The following is an 18,462-nucleotide window of genomic DNA, read 5'->3' as shown; positions in this document are numbered from 1 at the left end:
CTTTTTACTGTTTGCCCGATTTACCCAGGGCTTTGGCGACCAGTCGTTCGTAGAGTTCGGCGTAGGGTTCAACCGCCTTGCACCAGTTGAACGGCGCGGCCATGGCGCGGCACCGCATGGCGCTGAGCAGGCCGGGGAAGGCGAAGACCTTGAACGCGCGGCTCAGGGCTTCTTGATAGCTCTCCACCGTGGATTCGTCGAACAGGAAACCGGTCACGCCGTTTTCGATGGTGTCGGCCAGACCGCCGGTATTGCGGGCCACCGGCAGCGAGCCGAAGCGCTGGGCGTACATCTGGCTCAAGCCGCATGGCTCGTAACGCGACGGCATCAACAGGAAATCACTGCCGGCGAACATGCGACGGGCGTCGGTTTCATTGAAGCCGATGCGCACGCCGATTTGCCCGGGGAAGCGCAGGGCGAGTTCCCGCATGGCTTGTTCTTCTTCGGGCTCGCCACGACCGATGATCGCGATCTGGCCCCCGTTGTTGACGATGTATTCGGAGACCGCTTCGGTCAGGTCCAGGCCTTTCTGATAGACCAGGCGCGAGACCACGGCGAACAGCGGGCCTTCGGAGTCTTCCAGGCCGAACAGGTCGCGGACATGGGCGGCGTTGACTGCTTTGCCGTCCCAGTCGCCGATGCCGAACGGGCAGAACAGGTGCGGGTCGGTGGCGGCGTCCCAGCTTTCATCGATGCCATTGGGAATACCGCTGAGCAGGCCTTGCTGGGTCTTGGCGGCGAGAAAGCCGTCGAGACCGCAGCCGAAGGCCGGCGTGGTGATTTCCTGGGCGTAAGTGGCGCTGACGGTGGTGATGTGGCTCGAATAGGCCATGCCGGCCTTGAGGAACGACATCTTGCCGTAGAACTCCATGCCTTCCTGTTGCAAGGCATGGTTGGGAATACCGAGTTCAGGGCACGAGCCCAGGCTGGTGACGCCTTGATAGGCCAGGTTGTGAATGGTGAAGAGCGTCGGGGTGCGCTGTCCACGCCAGTGCATGTACGCTGGCGCCAGGCCGGCTGGCCAGTCATGGGCATGCACCAGATCCGGGCACCAGTGGATTTGTGCCAGATTGGCGGCGATATCGGCGGCGGCCAGGCCCAGGCGGGCGAAACGAATGTGGTTGTCCGGCCAATCGCGGCCGTTGTTGGCGCCGTAAGGCGAACCTTCGCGCTCGTAGAGTTCGGGGCAGATCAACACGTAAATGACCAGACCGTCCGGCATGTCCATGCGTCCGATCTTGCAGGGTGGCAGTGCGGCGTGCCCACCCAGTTCACCGATGATATGGATCGGGTTTTCACTGTGCAGCACTTGCGGGTAACCGGGGATCAGCACCCGCACATCGTGCAGATGAGACATGGCCCGGGGCAGCGCTGCGGAAACGTCACCCAGGCCGCCGGTCTTGACCAGATCGGCGATCTCGGAGGTGACGAACAATACCTTCTTTCTGTTCGGATTCTGACTGGCAGCCGGTGACAGCGTTTTGGTGCCTGGTACGCTGATCGATTTGGCGCTCGGAGCATTCACGGCGCTTGATTCGCCGACCTGCTGATGAGCACGCTCTCCCTGAATATCTAAAGCCGCACTAATCATATGAATCTCCCGTGTTGTTGATCTAATTCTAGGTCTGGCACCAACGGTGTTCGTGGCCAAATCCTGTGGCCGGGCGCAAACGCGCTTCGCATCGGTGAGCAAATGCTGCCCCATGCGCTAATGCAGAAAGGGTGAAGGGGCCGTTGCAAGGAATGCACCAGTCGCTGAGGCCCTACCTTTAACCTGACCCTTGGGCAGGACCGAAAGTTTCGAGTTTTTTACCACCAGATGACTGACCGGTTTTACCTCGCGAAAATGAGTCTAGGCCAGATCCTAGAGCGGGGCAGGTCAAGTGGCGAAATTGTTCGACAATCGGTGGGGAGAGGGTAAAGGCACAACGCTTGTAGGGGGAAACGCACCGACGAAGGGCAGGTTTATTTTTCGGTATGGGTCAAAACGGGACTGGCAAGTCACGGTAACGGGCGTGGTTTACGGGGTTTTGCACCATTGCAGTGCGAGGTGTGTCGGGTGTGAGGGCCTCATCGCGAGCAGGCTCGCTCCCACAGGATCGCGGTCATCTGTGGACTATTTTCACTGCAAGCCGCTCCCACCTTGAAATGCGGTCCACTGTGGGAGCGAGCCTGCTCGCGAAAAATCTCAAGCCGTGCGCGGTTTGCGCCCTGAAACAAAATGACTCACATCATTGAACCCTGGCGTCGATGAATGCCCCGGCGTGACCAGCGAATCAATAAACGCCTCGTCTTCAGCCGTGATCTTCACCGCCAGCGCCTTGGTGTACGCATCCCATTGCTCCTCGGTGCGCGGTCCGACAATCGCCGATGTCACGGCGCTGTTGTTCAACACCCAGGCAATGGCGAACTCGACAATGCCCACGCCACGTTCCTGCGTGTACCGTTGAATCTGCTGGGCAATACGCAACGACTCCACTCGCCATTCGGTTTCCAGAATGCGTTTGTCAGCGCGACCGGCGCGGCTGTTGGCGTCCGGTTTCACGTCCGGCGCATATTTGCCGCTGAGCACTCCGCGCGCAAGCGGACTGTAAGGCACCACGCCCAAACCATAGTTTTGCGCGGCCGTAATCTGCTCGGTCTCTGCCTGACGGTTGACGATGTTGTACAGCGGCTGACTGATCACCGGCCGATCAACACCCAACTGATCCGCCACCCGGATCACCTCGGCAATCCGCCAGCCACGGTAGTTCGACAGACCCCAATACCGGATCTTGCCCTGGCGAATCAGATCGCCAATCGCCGACACGGTTACTTCCAGCGGCGTGTTGTGGTCTTCGCGGTGCAGGTAATAGATGTCGAGGTAGTCAGTGCCCAAACGCGTCAGGCTGGCATCAAGGCCATTGAAAATATGCTTGCGGCTCAACCCGCTGCGGTTCGGCACACCGTCCACCGGGCCAAAACCGACCTTGGTCGCCAGCACCCATTCGTGACGGTTGCCGGCAATCGCTTCGCCGACGATCTCTTCGGAACGGCCGCCGGTGTAGACGTCCGCAGTGTCGATGAAATTGATGCCCTGGTCCCAAGCCTTGTCGATGATCCGCAGGGAATCTTCGGTACTGGTCTGTTCGCCGAACATCATGGTGCCCAGGGTCAGGGTCGACACCTGTAAACCCGAATGACCCAGCGTGCGATAACTCATGAGGAAATCCTTTTACCGTGGGAAAGCTTCAATCAAATACCAGAACGCCTGCGCGTCGAAAAGTGAATTTATACGCAAAGTGCATGACAACGTTCTTGCAGAAACGCTTGCAACACCTTGACCCGCTCCGAGACCTGCACCCGATGCGGGCACAGCAAATTGAACGGCACGCTTTCGCCTTGCCAGTCATCAAACAGCGTCACCAGCCGCCCGGCCTGCACATCGGCGGCGACATCCAGCCAGGCTTTATAAGCAATGCCATGCCCGGCCAACGCCCAGCGACGGGCGACTTCGCCGTCGTCGGTGAGGTAGTCGCCGCGCACCTCAACCTCCAACACTTCATGCTGCCGACTGAAACGCCAACAGTTATAAGGCCGGCCGTTACGCAGGTAGAGCAGGGCGCTGTGCTCGCCGAGGTCCGCCGGCGTTTTCGGCGTGCCGTGGCGGGCGAGGTAATCGGGACTGGCGCAGGCCACACGACGATGCCCCGGCAGAATCGGCAACGCCACCAGCGTCGAATCGCCGGGCACGCCGAAACGCAACGCGACGTCGACGGTTTCGCGAAAGAGGTCTGAGTGGCGGTCATTGAGCAGCAGTTGCAGCTGGATATTCGGGTGCTGGCGCTTGAAGTCATCCAGCCACGGCAACAACACATTGCGCCCGAAGTCTGACGGCGCGGCCAGTTGCAACACGCCGCTCAAGCCTTGGGTTTGAGGCTTGAGGGCCTGTTCACCTTCCGCCAGCGCGGCCAGGGCCAGACGCACGCTTTCCAGATAACGCCGGCCTTCTTCGGTCAGGCGCATGCTGCGCGTGGAGCGCGCGAACAGGCGGATGCCGAGTCGGGTTTCGAGGCGTTTGAGGGCGATGCTGGCAGCGGCGGGGGTGAGCGCCAAGGTGCGGGCGGCGGCGGAAATGCTGCCGGAGTCGGCGGTGCGAACGAAGATCTCCAGGTCGAGGATCGAGCTCATGGGTAAAAATCCTTTAAAGATCCGGCGCTTTTACCGTCATATTTCGTTGATTCGCAAGCACATGCTTGAGATCGAAGCGACGCGTCGCTCCCATACGGGATGTACCACTTGTCGGGAAAGCGCCTCCACCTGTCATTTCTGACAGTAGCCAATCGCAGTGACTCACACCTTAAATAACTCCGTCGCCCAGCCCCCCTCGACAGGAGTCTCCCCCATGCTCGTGCAACCCGTCCGTCACCCCGTTTCCATGCTGCTGCGTGAACCAGAAATCCCCGGCGCCCGTCTACTGGACTCTTCCACTGACGTCTGGGCAATCAACCGTGCCGCCGCCCTGGACAACTTCCCCATCAACGGGCTCAAGGTCTACGTCCCGGCTTGGTCAAGCATGGGCAAAGGCGACAAGATCGAGCTGCAGTTCAACGGCCAGGTGGTCAATCAGCACATCATCACCGACGACGCCGAAGTCGGTCAGCGAGTGACCTTGTGGGTCGAGCCCAGGCATTGGCTGACCGGGGCGCACACGCTGGCGTACCGGGTGACCCGTTTCAATCAGGGCGCCGAGACGTTTACGCCGGCACTCAAGCTCTACGCCAAGCTGGAGATTCCTGCGGGCCAGGACACGGACGACACCCCAGGCAGCCACTCGAACCTGTACCTGTTCATCGATCCGGCCATCGTCGAGAACATCGTCGACAAGGAGATCGCCGCGGCCGGGGTGGACATCATCATTCGGGCCGAGTCCGGGACCGGCGTGCCTTATCCGGATGCGGCGGTGGGCGATGTCATGGTGCTGAGCTGGGGCGGTGTGCTCGTGGAATCCGCGCCGCTGACTGCCGAGCAGATCAGCGACCCGGCCACTCACCCGATCATGATCCACGTCGACGAAGCCACCATCCTGGACGCGGGCGACACCGACATCTCCGGGCTGGCGGTCACCTTCCGCGTGCGCGATGTGGTGCACAATTATTCGCAAGACTGGTGCAAGGCCACGCGGCTGGTGGTCATGACCGGCGTCGATTTTCTGGACGCACCGGTCGTCCAGGAGGCCGTGAACAACGTTCTCGACCTCGATGCGCTGGGCGAAGATGACATCACGGGCGAGGTCTGGGCCAAAGCGCCGGCGTTCGAGCAGGACGACCGCATCATCCTGAAGATGCGCGGCACCACCGTGGACAACGAGGCCGTGGAAGTCATCGCGCCGGCCCAGACGGTCGACAACCTGCCGCATACTTACAAAGTCATCCTGTCCAACGCCGACGTGCGCCAACTGGCCAAAACCCAGGTGACCTTTTCCTATCGCGTAGAGCGCCCGGGCGTGACCGACCCCCTGCCGTCCAAGGGGCAATTTGTCACCTTCATCGGCGAACCGAAACACCTGGCCGCGCCCAAGGCCGAAGATGAACAAAACGGCGCGATTGATCCGGACCTGCCTCACCCTCGCGTGCGGATTCCGTTCGATCCGATCATGCAGCAGGGCATGGCCATCGACCTCATCTGGGCCGGCACCCGCCCGGATACCGGCAGCTACACCCCTGAGCTGGATTGGTATTTTCCAACCTGGGAAGAGATCGAAGCCCAGCAAGATTTCTTCATCGCGGTGGACGGCAGGCACCTGAAAACCCTGGAAGGCGGCACGCTGGAGCTGTCGTACTACCTGCTCCGCGAAGGCCCGAACGGTGAAGTCATCCGCCGCGAATCGCTGCATGCGGCGCCGCTACAGGTGGGCGAGCCGCAACTCGAACTGGTCAAACCCATCGTCCTCGGTGAACAGGACGGAGCGCTGGAGCCCGGGGACCTGCCCGGCGGCATCGGCAAACTGACCGCGCCAAGGCCGACCGTCAAACCGACCCAATCCGGTGACATCGTGACCTACACCTGGACGGGTGAAGTCACGGGTACCACGGAAGACTCCGTCACCCTCAACGGGCTGTCCAAAGACAAGGATGTGAATTTCACCCTCAACGCCACGTTTGTCGCCGAACACATCGAGCCGAATCGCGGCAAGAAGGTGACGGTGAGTTACCGGATCTGGCGGGCGGCGACGAACGAGACGAGTTATTCGAATATGCTGGAGTTTGGGGTTGGCCAGGCGATTGGCTCAGGCAACCTGAAAGTCATGGGGGCGCGCTTCAATTGCCATACGTATGGGCATAGCTGCGCTTCTCGTGTATTGAGTGCGTTCGATGCCACGACCGAGCAACCCATAGAGGCGCAGTGGAAATATGCCTGAGTGGACAACTGCCACCACCTGGACTGATACAACGCCACAGGAACCTTTACAGGTTCGTTCCTCCGACAAACAGATCACCCTCAATCCGGCAAATATTATCGGCAACTCATCCTCCTTCGTCGCGCATCGTGACGGGGGTGACGTGATCGCTTGGGGCAACGCTGATTGGGGTGGGAAGATTCCTCCGGCCATTATGCCCCTGAAAGACATCGTTGAAGTCAGTAGCACTTCCTCCGCTTACGCTGCCCGCCAAACCCATGGAGCGGTGGTGGTGTGGGGGGGCGCGAATAGTGGTGGGGACATGGGCAGTGTTGTGCCTTCGGACTTTGTTCGGGTTGTTGGTAACTCAACGGCGTTTGCCGGTCTAAAGAATGCGAGTCAGGTGGTTGCCTGGGGTAATGAATACGGGGGCGGCACTGTGCCTACTGCAATCGCGGCACTCAGGGACATTGTGCGGATCGTTGTCAGTGGCGGCGCATTTGCCGCGCAACGGGCCACCGGGCAGATGGTGGCTTGGGGAAATCCCGGTCAGGGTGGAAACCTGCCGACGGACATTGCCCTGCTCACCGATATCAACATGGTCCTCGGTGCCCGGCAGGCCTTTGCGGCCCTTCGCGCCAACGGCCGTCTCGTCGCTTGGGGCAGGGGCGAGTTTGGTGGAAATCTGCCAGCACCGATTGCTTCATTGAACGATATCATCGAGCTGCGTTGTAATACGGACGCGTTTATAGCGAAGCGCGCTACAGGCCAATGGGTGGCTTGGGGCCAACCATCAAGTGGTGGCACTATCAGCCCAGAGTTCGCGGGATTGACGGATATTGTCGACGTGAGCTCGACATGGAGAGCATTCGCTGCTCGTCGCGCCAACGGTCATGTAGTGGCGTGGGGAAGCCCGCACAGCGGCGGCCAGGTGCCTGCCGACATCGCGCTGCTGAACGACATTGTGCAGGTGGCCGGCACGGGGGAAGCGTTCGCAGCCTTGCGTAAGAATGGTACCGTCGTAGCTTGGGGCAACCAGCGTATGGGTGGGGATACGTCAGCGGTTGAGGACCAACTGATCAATGTACAAGCCTTATACTCCAGCTACGAGGCGTTCGCCGCCCTGACCTCCGATGGTCGCGTTGTAACCTGGGGTAACCGGGGAAAAGGAGGCGACAGCAGTGCAGTGCAAGACCAGTTGGTCGGTCAGGTTTCCTATCAGGTAAGTGCAGTTTCGCGCGGAGTGAGTGTTTAAGGGACGGATCGATTGACTACGCATCGCAACACTGGACTGGGGATTGAGCCAGTGGTGATGCTGGGCGAGCTGGCGGTGGAAATAAAAAGGTGACAGATCTATTTAATAAATAGATCTGTCACCTTTTTTGCTGCGCAAGCACTTGTGAGAAAAGGGGACGTATTTATTTACCAGGTAAACAGCGATGTTTAACAGACATCTCCAGACACTCTCTCGGACTACACAACCTTGCGCCGTTGCCTACGACTGCGCCAGAATCCGCCGGCTTGTGCGTCTAGGGCCTGGGTTTTATCGTTTGTCCCGTCGCTGAATATCAGTGATCGGGTTTGGTAGCCCGGGTTTTTAGACGCAAAGCACCTTCCTTTGCTGAGATTTTTCGTCTCGGTTTTATGGTGGTCATGCGCAGGGCGCCTTCGGGCGCGCCGCTTCCTAAAGCCCGGTCTACCAACCTGCGTATGGCCACCACCCGTTCGTTTGGTAGCGAGGGGTGATGGCTCCTTTTAAGCGCTTTAGGAGTTTCATCCATGTTCAAACCAACACCAAACCCACCCGAAGCGGACGACGTTTCCCCCTACGAATCCACCGATTCCAAAAAACTCAACGACGCCGCCGAACGAGCGCTCGACTTTCACTTCCCATCCAATGCCGACATCAAGGCCACCCCGCGAACCCGCAGCACCCTGTTTTCCGTAGACCCCGAAGCCACGACTGAAACCCTTGCGGTGTATCTGGTCGAGACGCTGGCGTCGGTCGATGTGATGGTTCATCAGTTGGTGGATCATCTGGCGGGTGAATCGCGTTATGCGCTGTTGGGTATTTCCAACAGCATTATGACGGCGGAGATCACGGCGAATCGGCTGCTGGATAACGTTGGCCCGCAGGGCTAAAGCCAATTTCGAAGAGGGCACATACTCGTGGCGAGGGAGCTTGCTCCCGCTCGGCTGCGCAGCAGTCGTACATCCGGTATCTGCGGTGTACCTGAAAGGTCGCGGTTGCAGCTTTTGGGGCTGCTTCGCAGCCGAGCGGGAGCAAGCTCCCTCGCCACAAAAGCTTGAGTGTTCACAAAAGTGTGTCTGGCCACATAAGAGCTGTGTGCACACGCGAAATAAGAAACGGCCCGAAAGGGCCTTTTTTTGTTGATCGGAAGGGACGCGGAGCGTCCCGGGCTGCATTCCCACGCGGAGCGTGGGAACGATCATCTGTAACGCCTTACACCCGCAACGTGCGCGTCATGCGCAGCGCCAACAAGCTCCCGCACACAATCACGCCCGCCAGCAGATAAAGCGCGGCATCGGTCGAGCCGGTGCTGTCCTTGACCCAACCCACCAGGTACGGGCTCAGGAAACCCGCCATCTGTCCCATGGAGTTGATCAGCGCCAAACCGCCCGCCGCCGCGCCCGCGCTCAACATCGCTGTCGGCACTGGCCAGAACATTGGCAAACCGGTGAGGGCGCCCATGGTGGCGATGGTCAAACCGAGAATCGCGATGGCCGGTGTTGTGGCGAAGTTCACTGCAATCAGCAAGCCCACCGCGCCCATCAGCATCGGCACCACCAAATGCCAGCGTCGTTCTTTGCGCAGGTCTGCCGAACGCCCAACCATCAACATGAACAGCGCCGCCAGCAGGTACGGAATCGCGCTCAACCAACCAATCACCAGGTTATCGCTGAAGCCCAGGTTCTTGATGATCGACGGCAGCCAGAAGTTGATCGCGTAGACGCCGCTCTGGATGCAGAAGTAAATCAAACCGAAGGCCCAGATCGCCGGGTTCTTGAACACGGCCAGCAGCGAGTCAGTAGCGGTTTTCGGTTTGTTGGCCAGATCGATGGCGTGGTCGGCTTCCAGCACCGAACGCTCGAACGGCGTGAGCCACTTGGCATTGGCGTAACTGTCGCTCAGCAGGAAATAGGCGAGGGCGCCGAGGATCACGGTCGGGATGCCTTGCAACAGGAACATCCACTGCCAGCCCGCCAAACCGCCTTGGCCCGCCGCGAAATGGTTAAGAATCCAACCTGAGAACGGGCTGCCGAGCAGGCCGGACACCGGGATCGCCGACATGAACAGCGCCATGATGCGGCCACGGCGGAAGGTCGGGAACCACTGCGAAAGATACAGAACCACGCCCGGGAAGAACCCGGCTTCGGCTGCGCCGGTGAACAGGCGCAAGGTGTAGAACTCGGTCGGGGTGGTGACGAACAGCAGGCAGGTCGACAGCGTGCCCCAGACGATCATCATCAGCGCGATCCAGCGCCGTGGGCCGAATTTGGTCAGGGCCAGGTTGCTCGGTACGCCGCACAGCACGTAGCCGATGAAGAAGATCCCGGCCCCGAGGCCGTACACGGTTTCGCTGAATTTCAGCGCGTCGAGCATCTGCAGTTTGGCGAATCCAACGTTGACCCGGTCGAGGTAGTTGAACAGGTAGCAGATGAAGATGAAGGGGATCAAACGCAGGGTAATGCGTTTGTAGACGGCGTTTTTGTCGTCAACGATGGCCTGGGTAGCGGCGGCGCTCTGTGACATGGCGGGCTCTCTCTTTATTATGATTTTTTGCGATGCGCAGGGTAACGTTGATCGCCCAGAGAGTCTCGGCCACCCTCGGGGTGGCTGTCTTTGTGCCTGAGCACAGGGTTTGCGACCCAGCCCTGTGCGGGTGAACAACCTGCCCCATCACCCGTTAAAGGATCCCGATATGTTCGAACTCGATCACGACCTGGCCCAGGACATCGTCGACCGGGCGATGGCCATCCTGCCGTACAACGTCAACGTGATGGACAGCCAGGGATTGATTCTCGGCAGCGGCGAGCCGGAGCGCATCAATACCCGCCATGAAGGCGCGCAGTTGGTGTTGGCCAACGGGCGCGTGGTGGAGATCGATGCGCAGACGGCGATTCACCTCAAAGGCGTACAGCCGGGGATCAACTTGCCGTTGCTGCTCGATCAGCGCCTGATCGGTGTGCTGGGCATTACCGGCGAGCCGGAGCAACTGCGCACCTATGCCGAGCTGGTGCGGATGACCGCCGAAATGTTGGTAGGCCAGCGCAATCAGCAGGCCGAGCAGCAATGGCGGCGTCAACGTTGTGACGATCTGCTGGCATTGCTGCTGAGCGAGGCCGGGGATTCGCCGCGCTTGCTGGATGAAGCACAGCAATTGGGCCTGAAACCGCAAATGACGCGGGTGCCTTATCTGTTCGAGTTGGGCATGGAGCACGGTCCCGGGCAGACGGTGGAGGCGCTCAGTGCCTGGCTGACTTCGCGTTACCCGGACAGCTGGTGCGTGAGTTCGGCCAAGTCTTCGTTGCTGTGGTGTCGGCCGGCGAGTCAGGCGATCGAGAATGAACGGCTGCTGGAAAAACTCGATGGCCTGGGCTGGAACATTGTGCGCATTGCCGTGGGTGGGCAGGCGGATGGGTTGTCCGGGCTGCGTCGTTGTTATCGACGGGTTGGCGACTTGCTGGCGTATGGGCGCGATGTGTTGCCGCGTTCGCGTTTGCTGACGCTCAACCGATATCGATTGCCGGTGATGCTGTGGCGGCATCGCAACGATGACGCGCTGGATGAATTGCTCAAGCCACTGCGCAAAGTCATCGCCAAGGACGGCAACGGCCAACTGCTGACGACCTTGCGCAGTTGGTGCGAGCACGACGGGCAGAGTCAGGCCTGCGCGGATGCGCTGGGGATTCATCGCAACAGCTTGCGCTATCGGATGGAGCGGATTGCCGAGTTGAGCGGGGTTGATCCGCTGAAACTGGACGGCATGCTCGCGCTCTACCTCGGCGTGCAGCTTTTGCCACAAACGGATGTCCCGTAGCGATCTCAAGGACGCCATCGCGAGCAGGGGTTTTGTGAACACCGCAAGACCAATGTGGGAGCGAGCCTGCTCGCGATGGCGGACCAGCAGCCGCACAAATGCTGGATCTGAAAACAGACGTTTTGTAGAAATGAACAACAAACGCCACCCCCGCTTGTGCAGCGGACCGGCGTTATTGTGCGGGGCTGCTGGCAGCATGGAACGCATTGGAACTGGAGAATTCGCATGAAAATCGTGATCGCCCCCGATTCGTTCAAGGACAGCCTGAGTGCCCAAGGTGTGGCCGATGCCATTGCCCTCGGTCTGGCGCAGGTCTGGCCGGATGCGCAACTGGTCAAATGCCCGATGGCCGACGGCGGTGAAGGCACGGTCGAGTCGATTCTGGCCGCGTGCGAAGGCGAATTGCGCAGGACCCAAGTTCGCGGTCCGCTCGGCATCACCGTCGATGCCGCGTGGGGCTGGTTGCCGCAAACCCACACCGCAATCATCGAAATGGCCGAAGCCAGCGGTCTGCAACTGGTGCCGCCGGGGCAGCGCGATGCGTGCGTCAGCAGCACCTTCGGCACCGGAGAACTGATTCGTGCGGCGTTGGATGCCGGGGCGCAACGGGTGATCCTGGCCATTGGCGGCAGCGCCACCAACGATGGCGGCGCCGGAGCGATGCAGGCGCTGGGCGTGAAGTTGCTGGACATGCAAGGGCAAGCGCTGGCCCCGGGTGGATTGGCCCTGGCGCAACTGGCTTGCATCGACCTGAGTGCAATTGATCCGCGCCTGACCGACGTGCGTTTCGACATCGCCGCCGACGTCAACAACCCCCTGTGCGGTCCGCACGGCGCTTCCGCGATTTTTGGTCCGCAGAAAGGTGCGTCGCCCGAGCAAGTCCTGCAATTGGACGCTGCCCTGGGGCACTTCGCCGAGCTGTGCGCCCAGGCGTTGGGCAAGGACGTCCAGCACGAGCCGGGCAGCGGCGCGGCGGGAGGGTTGGGATTTGCGGCCAAGGCGTTTCTGGAGGCGCAATTCAAGGCCGGGGTTGAAGTGGTGGCCGAACTGGTCGGGCTGGCCGAGGCGGTGAAGGGCGCTGATCTGGTCATCACCGGCGAAGGCCGTTTTGACGCCCAAACCTTGCGCGGCAAAACCCCATTCGGCGTCGCACGCATTGCCCGGGAGCAGGGCGTGCCGGTGATTGTGATCGCCGGGACGTTGGGCGAGGGTTATCAGGACTTGTATGAACATGGCATCGATGCCGCGTTTGCCTTGGCCAGTGGGCCGATGACGCTGGAACAGGCCTGTGCCGAGGCACCACGGTTGTTGCGTGATCGCGCCAGTGATATCGCACGGGTTTGGCGGATCGCCAACCGCAAGCCCTGACCAAAATTGTCTGCACACAGGAATCTTGTGGCGAGGGAGCTTGCTCCCGCTGGGCTGCGAAGCGGCCCCAAAATCTACGGCCGCTACGCAGCCCAGCGGGAGCAAGCTCCCTCGCCACAAATGTTCATCAGGGCCGCCACTGTGTTTCAGCGTTGAAACAGATGTCGCCCAGCAAAAATATTTTTCTTCAATCCCCGCAAAAAACCTCATCCCCAGCCGATACAGCCAATAAGCGCACACAAACCTATTACAACAGTGGCGCCCCGCTGACCCTGTGCGCCTCACGCCCGCCACTCAGCCATCACCGCAAGGACGCTCGCCGCCTCAATCACCCGAGTATCGTCCTATGTCCCTGCGTAATCTGAATATCGCACCTCGAGCCTTCCTGGGGTTTGCTTTCATTGCCTTGCTCGTCATCGTGCTCGGTGTGTTTGCGGTGAATCGCATGTCGATCATCCGCCAGGCCTCAATCGACATGGGCAGTACCCAACTGCCCAGCATCGGCTTCCTGGGCAATGTCACCGAAAACATCCTGCGCATGCGCATCCTGTCGTTCCGGATTCTGGTCAACCGCGAGCCGGCCAGTTTGCAGGAAGCTGAAGCGCGGATCGCGGTGCTTATCGACAAGGCGCGCAAGGCCCAGGCCAGTTATGCCGAGTTGCCGATGGAGCCGGACGAAGAGGCGCTGTACAAGGTATTCAGCGCGACGCTGGAAAAATACATGCAAGCGCAACGCGAGATGCTGGACCTGTCGCGCCAGAACAAGGTGGATGAGATGCGGGCCTTGATCAACACGCGGATCAAGGAAGGCACCGACCAGATGGGCGAGCAGCTCAATAAACTGGTGGCTTACAACCAACAGGGCGCAAAAGCGGCCGGGATGATTGCGCAAGAAAACTACAACACCGCCGTGAACGGCATCATCGTGGTATCGGTGGTCGCGTCGCTCCTGACCGTGCTGCTGGCCTGGCTACTGACCCGCAGCATCGTCACGCCGCTCAATCGCGCGGTGCAGGCCGCAGAAACCATTGCCGGCGGCAACCTGAGCAAAGCCATCGAAATCGACGGCAAGGACGAACCGGCACGCTTGCTCGGAGCCTTGTCCGTCATGCAGGCCAACCTGCGCAAAACCATCGAACAGATCGCCGGTTCCGCGACGCAACTGGGTGCTGCCGCAGAAGAACTCAGCACCGTGACCGAGGAAGCGTCCCGCGGCCTGCAACAACAGAACAACGAAATCGAACAGGCCGCCACGGCGGTCAACGAAATGACCGCTGCCGTGGAAGAAGTCGCGCGCAACGCGGTGTCGACCTCCGAAGCGTCGAGCCAGTCGACCCAGGCCGCCCGTGAAGGCCGCGACCGCGTGGTGGAAACCGTGGACGCGATCCAGACCATGACCCACGACGTGCAAAACACTTCGTTGATGATCGAAGGCCTGGCCGCACAGGGCCGCGACATCGGCAAAGTACTGGACGTGATCCGCGCCATCGCCGAACAGACCAACCTGCTGGCGCTCAACGCAGCCATTGAAGCGGCCCGTGCCGGTGAAGCCGGGCGTGGTTTTGCCGTGGTGGCAGACGAAGTCCGGGCCCTGGCCCATCGCACGGCACAATCGACCCAGGAAATCGAAAAAATGGTCGCCGGCATCCAGAACGGCACGGGCGAAGCCGTCTCGTCGATGCAGCAGAGCAATCAGCGCACCCAGAGCACCTTGGAGATGGCCCGCGCCGCTGGTGTGGCGCTGGAGCAGATCACCCAGTCAATCCACTTGATCAACGAACGCAACCTGGTGATCGCCAGCGCGTCGGAAGAGCAAGCCCAGGTGTCCCGCGAAGTCGACCGCAACCTGGTGAACATCCGCGACCTCGCCACCCAGTCCGCCGCCGGTGCCAATCAGACCAGCGCCGCGACGCATGAGCTGTCGCGCCTGGCGGTCGATTTGAATGCGATGGTGGCGCGTTTCGTGATTTGAGATAGGGTTGAGACTGGGAGTCCGCGCGCGACAGGAGAAACACATGCGCTATTCAGCCTTGACCCAACGAATCGCCGGCGACGGAGCGGCAGCCTGGCAGATTCATGACCGAGCGCTGGAAATGCGCGAGCAAGGAGTCGATGTACTGCTGTTGTCGATCGGCGATCCTGATTTTGATACGCCGGCGCCCATCGTGCAGGCGGCCATCGACAGTTTGCGGGCCGGCGACACGCATTACCCGGAAGTGCGCGGCAGTCGCGGATTGCGCAGCAGCATTGCGCGGCGCCATCGACAGCGCAGTGGTCAGGCGGTGGACGCCGATCATGTGATCGTGTTTCCGGGCGCGCAGTGTGCGGTGTATTCGGTCGCGCAATGCCTGCTCGATCCCGGCGATGAGGTGATCGTCGCCGAACCGATGTACGTGACCTATGAAGGGGTGTTCGGCGCTTGCGCGGCCAAGGTGGTGCCGGTGGCAGTGCGGCCGGAGAACGGCTTTCGCGTTGACCCGGCGGATGTCGCGGCGCTGATTACGCCGAAGACCCGCGTCCTGTTACTCAACAGTCCAAACAATCCGTCCGGCGCAAGCCTGTCATTGAAGACCTGGCAAGCGCTGGCGGTGTTGTGCGTGCGTCATGATCTGTGGCTGATCAGCGACGAGGTCTACAGCGATCTGTTGTTCGAGGGCGAACACATCAGCCCGGCAAGCCTGCCGGGCATGGCCGAACGCACCGCGACCATCAACAGCCTGTCCAAATCCCACGCCATGAGCGGCTGGCGCGTGGGTTGGTCAATCGGCCCGAAACTGTTGGCCGAGCACCTGGTGCATTTGTCGTTGTGCATGCTGTTCGGCATTCCCGATTTTGTGCAGAAAGCCGCGCAAGTGGCGCTGGATGAAGACCTGCCGGAAGTGGCGCTGATGCGAGAGGAATATCGCCTGCGTCGCGATCTGGTGTGCGCGAGGTTGAGTGGTTGCCCGGGGATCCGCCCGATCCGGCCGGATGGCGGGATGTTCGTGATGGTCGATGTGCGCCCGACCGGGTTGTGCGCCCAAGGGTTTGCCGAGCGTCTGCTGGAGGGTTACGGCGTGTCGGTGCTTGCCGGCGAGGCATTCGGGCCAAGTGCGGCGGGGCATATCCGCATCGGGTTGGTGGTGGATCAAGTGAAACTGGCGGATGCGTGCCGGCGGATTGCATTGTGTGCTGCGGACCTGCTCGAAGCGCGGCGGGCCTGACAGTGTTGTGTGAGTGCCGGCCTCTTCGCGGGCAAACCTTGCTCCTACAGGATCGGCGAAACCCGTAGGAGCGAGGCTTGCCCGCGAAGGCTGACTAACAGACGCCGAAATCCTTACGCCCGGACCACGCCCCGACATTCACCAGGTTCTTCGGCCGTTCTCCAGCCAACGCCATCAGCAGATTATCCACCGCGCACCCAGCCATCGCTTCCCGCGTCTCATGCGTCGCCGACCCCATATGCGGCGTCGCCACCACGTTGTTCAACGTCAACAACGGCGAATCAACATTCAGCGGCTCACGCTCAAACACATCCAGTCCCGCCGCGCGAATCTGTCCGGTGCGCAATGCCTCAATCAGCGCGGCCTCATCGACGACTTTTCCTCGGGAAATGTTGATGAAAATACTCTCCGGGCGCATCAAGGCGAACTCTTCAGCGCCAATCAACCCTTCGGTTTCAGCCGTCAACGGCAAGGTCAGGCAAATGAAATCGGCCTGTTGCAACAGCGCCGTCAGGCTGCGGTACTGAGCATCAAAGCGTTGCTCAACCGCCGGTTTTGGCGAATGGCTGTGATAGATAACCGGCATGCCAAAACCAAAATGCCCGCGCTGCGCCAACGCCTCACCAATACGCCCCATGCCGATGATGCCCAGGGTCTTGCCGTGCACGTCGGTGCCGAAATGCACCGGACCGATGTTGCGGTTCCACTGACCGGCGCGGACCATGTTGGCCAGTTCCACCACCCGCCGGGCCGTCGCCAGAATCAGCGCGAACCCCGTATCCGCCGTGGTTTCCGTCAGCACGTCCGGGGTGTTGCTGAGCAGAATGCGCCGCTCGGTCAGGTAGTCGATGTCATAGTTGTCGACGCCCACCGAGACACTGGCAATCGCTTCAAGATTGGGCGCCAGATCAAGCAGTTCGCCGTCCAGCTTCAGACTCGCGCCAAGCAAGCCATGGGCGCGGGGCAGGGCGGCGCGCAGTCGTTCGATGCCCTCCGGGTTGAGGTTGTCGATCAGTGTCACGTCGGTGTGCTCATGCAGGCGAGCCATCAACAGCGGCGAGAGTTTCTTGTACAGCACGACCTGCTTTTTCATCGTCATCATCTCAACTTCAAATCAAGGGTGAGCCGGCACTGGCCGTTGCGTATCGGCCTTGGCCACGACCCGGTCACTGGCGCCGGGCTTGAGGAAAATCGTCAAAATCACGGAGAGCATCAACGCGCCGCTCATCAGCAAGTAAGACGCGCCAGGCGAGCCGGTGGAGCTGTTCAGGTAGCCGACCAGATACGAACCGCCAAACGACCCCAGCGCGCCCATGCTGTTGATCAGCGCCATGGCCCCGCCAGCAACGTTGGCCGGGAGGATTTCCGGAACGATGGCGAAAAACGGCCCATACGGCGCATACATGCAGGCGCCGGCGATCACCAGCAGGGTGTAGGACCACCAGAAATGTTCGGCGCCCAAGGCGTAGGAACCGTAGAACGCAATGGAAGCAATCAGCAGCGGCGGCCAGACGAAGCGTTTGCGCTTCTGCAATTTGTCCGAGCCCCAGGACACCAGCAGCATGCCGATCACTGCGGCCAGGTACGGCAGCGCCGAGAGCCAGCCGGCTTCGATCATGTCCATCTGCGCGCCGGCCTTGAGGATCGACGGCAGCCACAACACGAAACCGTAGACACCAATGCTCCAGCAGAAAAACTGCAGCGCAAGGATGATCACTTTCGGCGAACGGAAGGCTTCGGCGTAGTTCTTCACTGCTTTGATGCCGACCTGTTCGGCGGCGAGAGCGCTTTCCAGGTCGTGCTTCTCCTGGTCGGTCAGCCACTTGGCCTGGGCCGGACGGTCATCGGCCAGACGCCACCAGATAAACGCCCAGAATACCGCCGGCAAACCTTCAATGATGAACATCCAGCGCCAGCTGTAATGCTGCACCAGATAACCTGACACCACTGACATCCACAGCATGGTCACCGGGTTGCCGAGGATCAGGAAAGTATTGGCCCGGGAGCGTTCGGCGCGGGTGAACCAGTGGCACAGGTACACCAGCATCGCTGGCATCACCGCGGCTTCGACCACACCGAGCATGAAACGGATCACAATCAGCCAATAGGCGTTGGAGACGACCCCGGTCAACGTCGCGAGCCCGCCCCAGAGGATCAGGCTGACGAAAATCAGCTTCTTCACGCTGTGCTTCTGCGCATAGATCGCGCCCGGTATCTGGAAGAAAAAGTAACCGAGGAAAAACAGCGCGCCGAGCATTGAAGACAGGCCGGGCGTGATCATCAGGTCGGCGGCCATCCCGGAGGCGGCAGCGAAGCCGTAATTGGCGCGGTCCAGATACGCCAGGCTGTAGGTGATGAAGACGATGGGCATGATGTACCACCAACGGCGGGTGGCGAGTGAGGCGGTTTTCATAGTGGTGCTCCTGAGCTTGTTGTTTTTGTCGCAGCA

Annotated in this window: 13 protein-coding genes; 7 read left to right on the top strand and 6 right to left on the bottom strand. The window is 60.7% G+C overall.

Translation table 11 applies throughout. The annotated features are described in order from the left end of the window. Positions 1–4: 4 nt before the first annotated feature. The 3 genes from glgA to FBY01_RS09600 form a co-directional block, all read right to left on the bottom strand. Entirely contained in the window at positions 5–1,591 is a 1,587-nt protein-coding gene (gene glgA, locus FBY01_RS09610) for a glycogen synthase GlgA (RefSeq protein WP_010459959.1), read from the bottom strand. 597 nt (positions 1,592–2,188) lie between these two features. Further along, a complete protein-coding gene (locus FBY01_RS09605) occupies positions 2,189–3,202 on the bottom strand; it encodes an aldo/keto reductase (protein WP_145307299.1) in 1,014 nt (337 codons plus the stop codon). A 68-nt stretch (positions 3,203–3,270) separates the two neighbouring features. Next, the gene (locus tag FBY01_RS09600) at positions 3,271–4,170 is read right to left on the bottom strand and encodes a LysR family transcriptional regulator (protein ID WP_145307297.1); all 900 of its coding nucleotides are present in this window, start codon (positions 4,168–4,170) and stop codon (positions 3,271–3,273) included. Positions 4,171–4,384: 214 nt separating this feature from the next. Here FBY01_RS09600 and FBY01_RS31810 point away from each other — a divergent pair, with 214 nt between their 5' ends. The 3 genes from FBY01_RS31810 (at position 4,385) to FBY01_RS09590 (ending at position 8,521) form a co-directional block, all read left to right on the top strand. Next, positions 4,385–6,400, top strand: coding sequence for a hypothetical protein (locus tag FBY01_RS31810; protein WP_256664404.1), 2,016 nt, complete (start codon positions 4,385–4,387; stop codon positions 6,398–6,400). After that, positions 6,393–7,634 (top strand): hypothetical protein, encoded by a 1,242-nt coding sequence (locus tag FBY01_RS31805; protein WP_256664403.1) that lies wholly within the window; start codon positions 6,393–6,395, stop codon positions 7,632–7,634. The genes FBY01_RS31810 and FBY01_RS31805 overlap by 8 nt, the downstream gene beginning before the upstream one ends. Before the next feature lie 524 nt (positions 7,635–8,158). Further along, entirely contained in the window at positions 8,159–8,521 is a 363-nt protein-coding gene (locus FBY01_RS09590; protein WP_010459965.1) for a DUF6124 family protein, read from the top strand. Positions 8,522–8,843: 322 nt separating this feature from the next. Here FBY01_RS09590 and FBY01_RS09580 read toward each other — a convergent pair whose 3' ends face one another. After that, the gene (locus FBY01_RS09580) at positions 8,844–10,154 is read right to left on the bottom strand and encodes an MFS transporter (protein WP_010459966.1); all 1,311 of its coding nucleotides are present in this window, start codon (positions 10,152–10,154) and stop codon (positions 8,844–8,846) included. 169 nt (positions 10,155–10,323) lie between these two features. Here FBY01_RS09580 and FBY01_RS09575 point away from each other — a divergent pair, with 169 nt between their 5' ends. The 4 genes from FBY01_RS09575 (at position 10,324) to FBY01_RS09555 (ending at position 16,013) form a co-directional block, all read left to right on the top strand. Continuing rightward, entirely contained in the window at positions 10,324–11,442 is a 1,119-nt protein-coding gene (locus tag FBY01_RS09575) for a sugar diacid recognition domain-containing protein (RefSeq protein WP_145307295.1), read from the top strand. A gap of 225 nt (positions 11,443–11,667) precedes the next feature. Beyond that, a complete protein-coding gene (locus FBY01_RS09570; protein ID WP_145307293.1) occupies positions 11,668–12,810 on the top strand; it encodes a glycerate kinase in 1,143 nt (380 codons plus the stop codon). A gap of 346 nt (positions 12,811–13,156) precedes the next feature. Continuing rightward, positions 13,157–14,782: a methyl-accepting chemotaxis protein gene (locus tag FBY01_RS09560; protein WP_145307288.1), complete on the top strand. Its 1,626-nt coding sequence runs from the start codon at positions 13,157–13,159 to the stop codon at positions 14,780–14,782. Positions 14,783–14,825: 43 nt separating this feature from the next. Further along, on the top strand, positions 14,826–16,013 hold the full coding sequence (locus tag FBY01_RS09555) for a pyridoxal phosphate-dependent aminotransferase (RefSeq protein WP_077750477.1): 1,188 nt from the start codon (positions 14,826–14,828) through the stop codon (positions 16,011–16,013). 94 nt (positions 16,014–16,107) lie between these two features. Here the strand turns inward: FBY01_RS09555 and FBY01_RS09550 are convergent, their stop codons facing one another. Continuing rightward, complete coding sequence (locus FBY01_RS09550; RefSeq protein WP_145307286.1) at positions 16,108–17,106, bottom strand: NAD(P)-dependent oxidoreductase; 999 nt, start codon at positions 17,104–17,106, stop codon at positions 16,108–16,110. 21 nt (positions 17,107–17,127) lie between these two features. Beyond that, a complete protein-coding gene (locus FBY01_RS09545; protein WP_010459972.1) occupies positions 17,128–18,426 on the bottom strand; it encodes an MFS transporter in 1,299 nt (432 codons plus the stop codon). Between the last annotated feature and the right edge of the window lie 36 nt (positions 18,427–18,462).

This window comes from Pseudomonas sp. SJZ077 (assembly GCF_007993905.1).
Taxonomy (GTDB): Bacteria; Pseudomonadota; Gammaproteobacteria; order Pseudomonadales; family Pseudomonadaceae; genus Aquipseudomonas; species Aquipseudomonas mandelii.
This window is presented reverse-complemented; position numbering and strand designations above follow the sequence as displayed.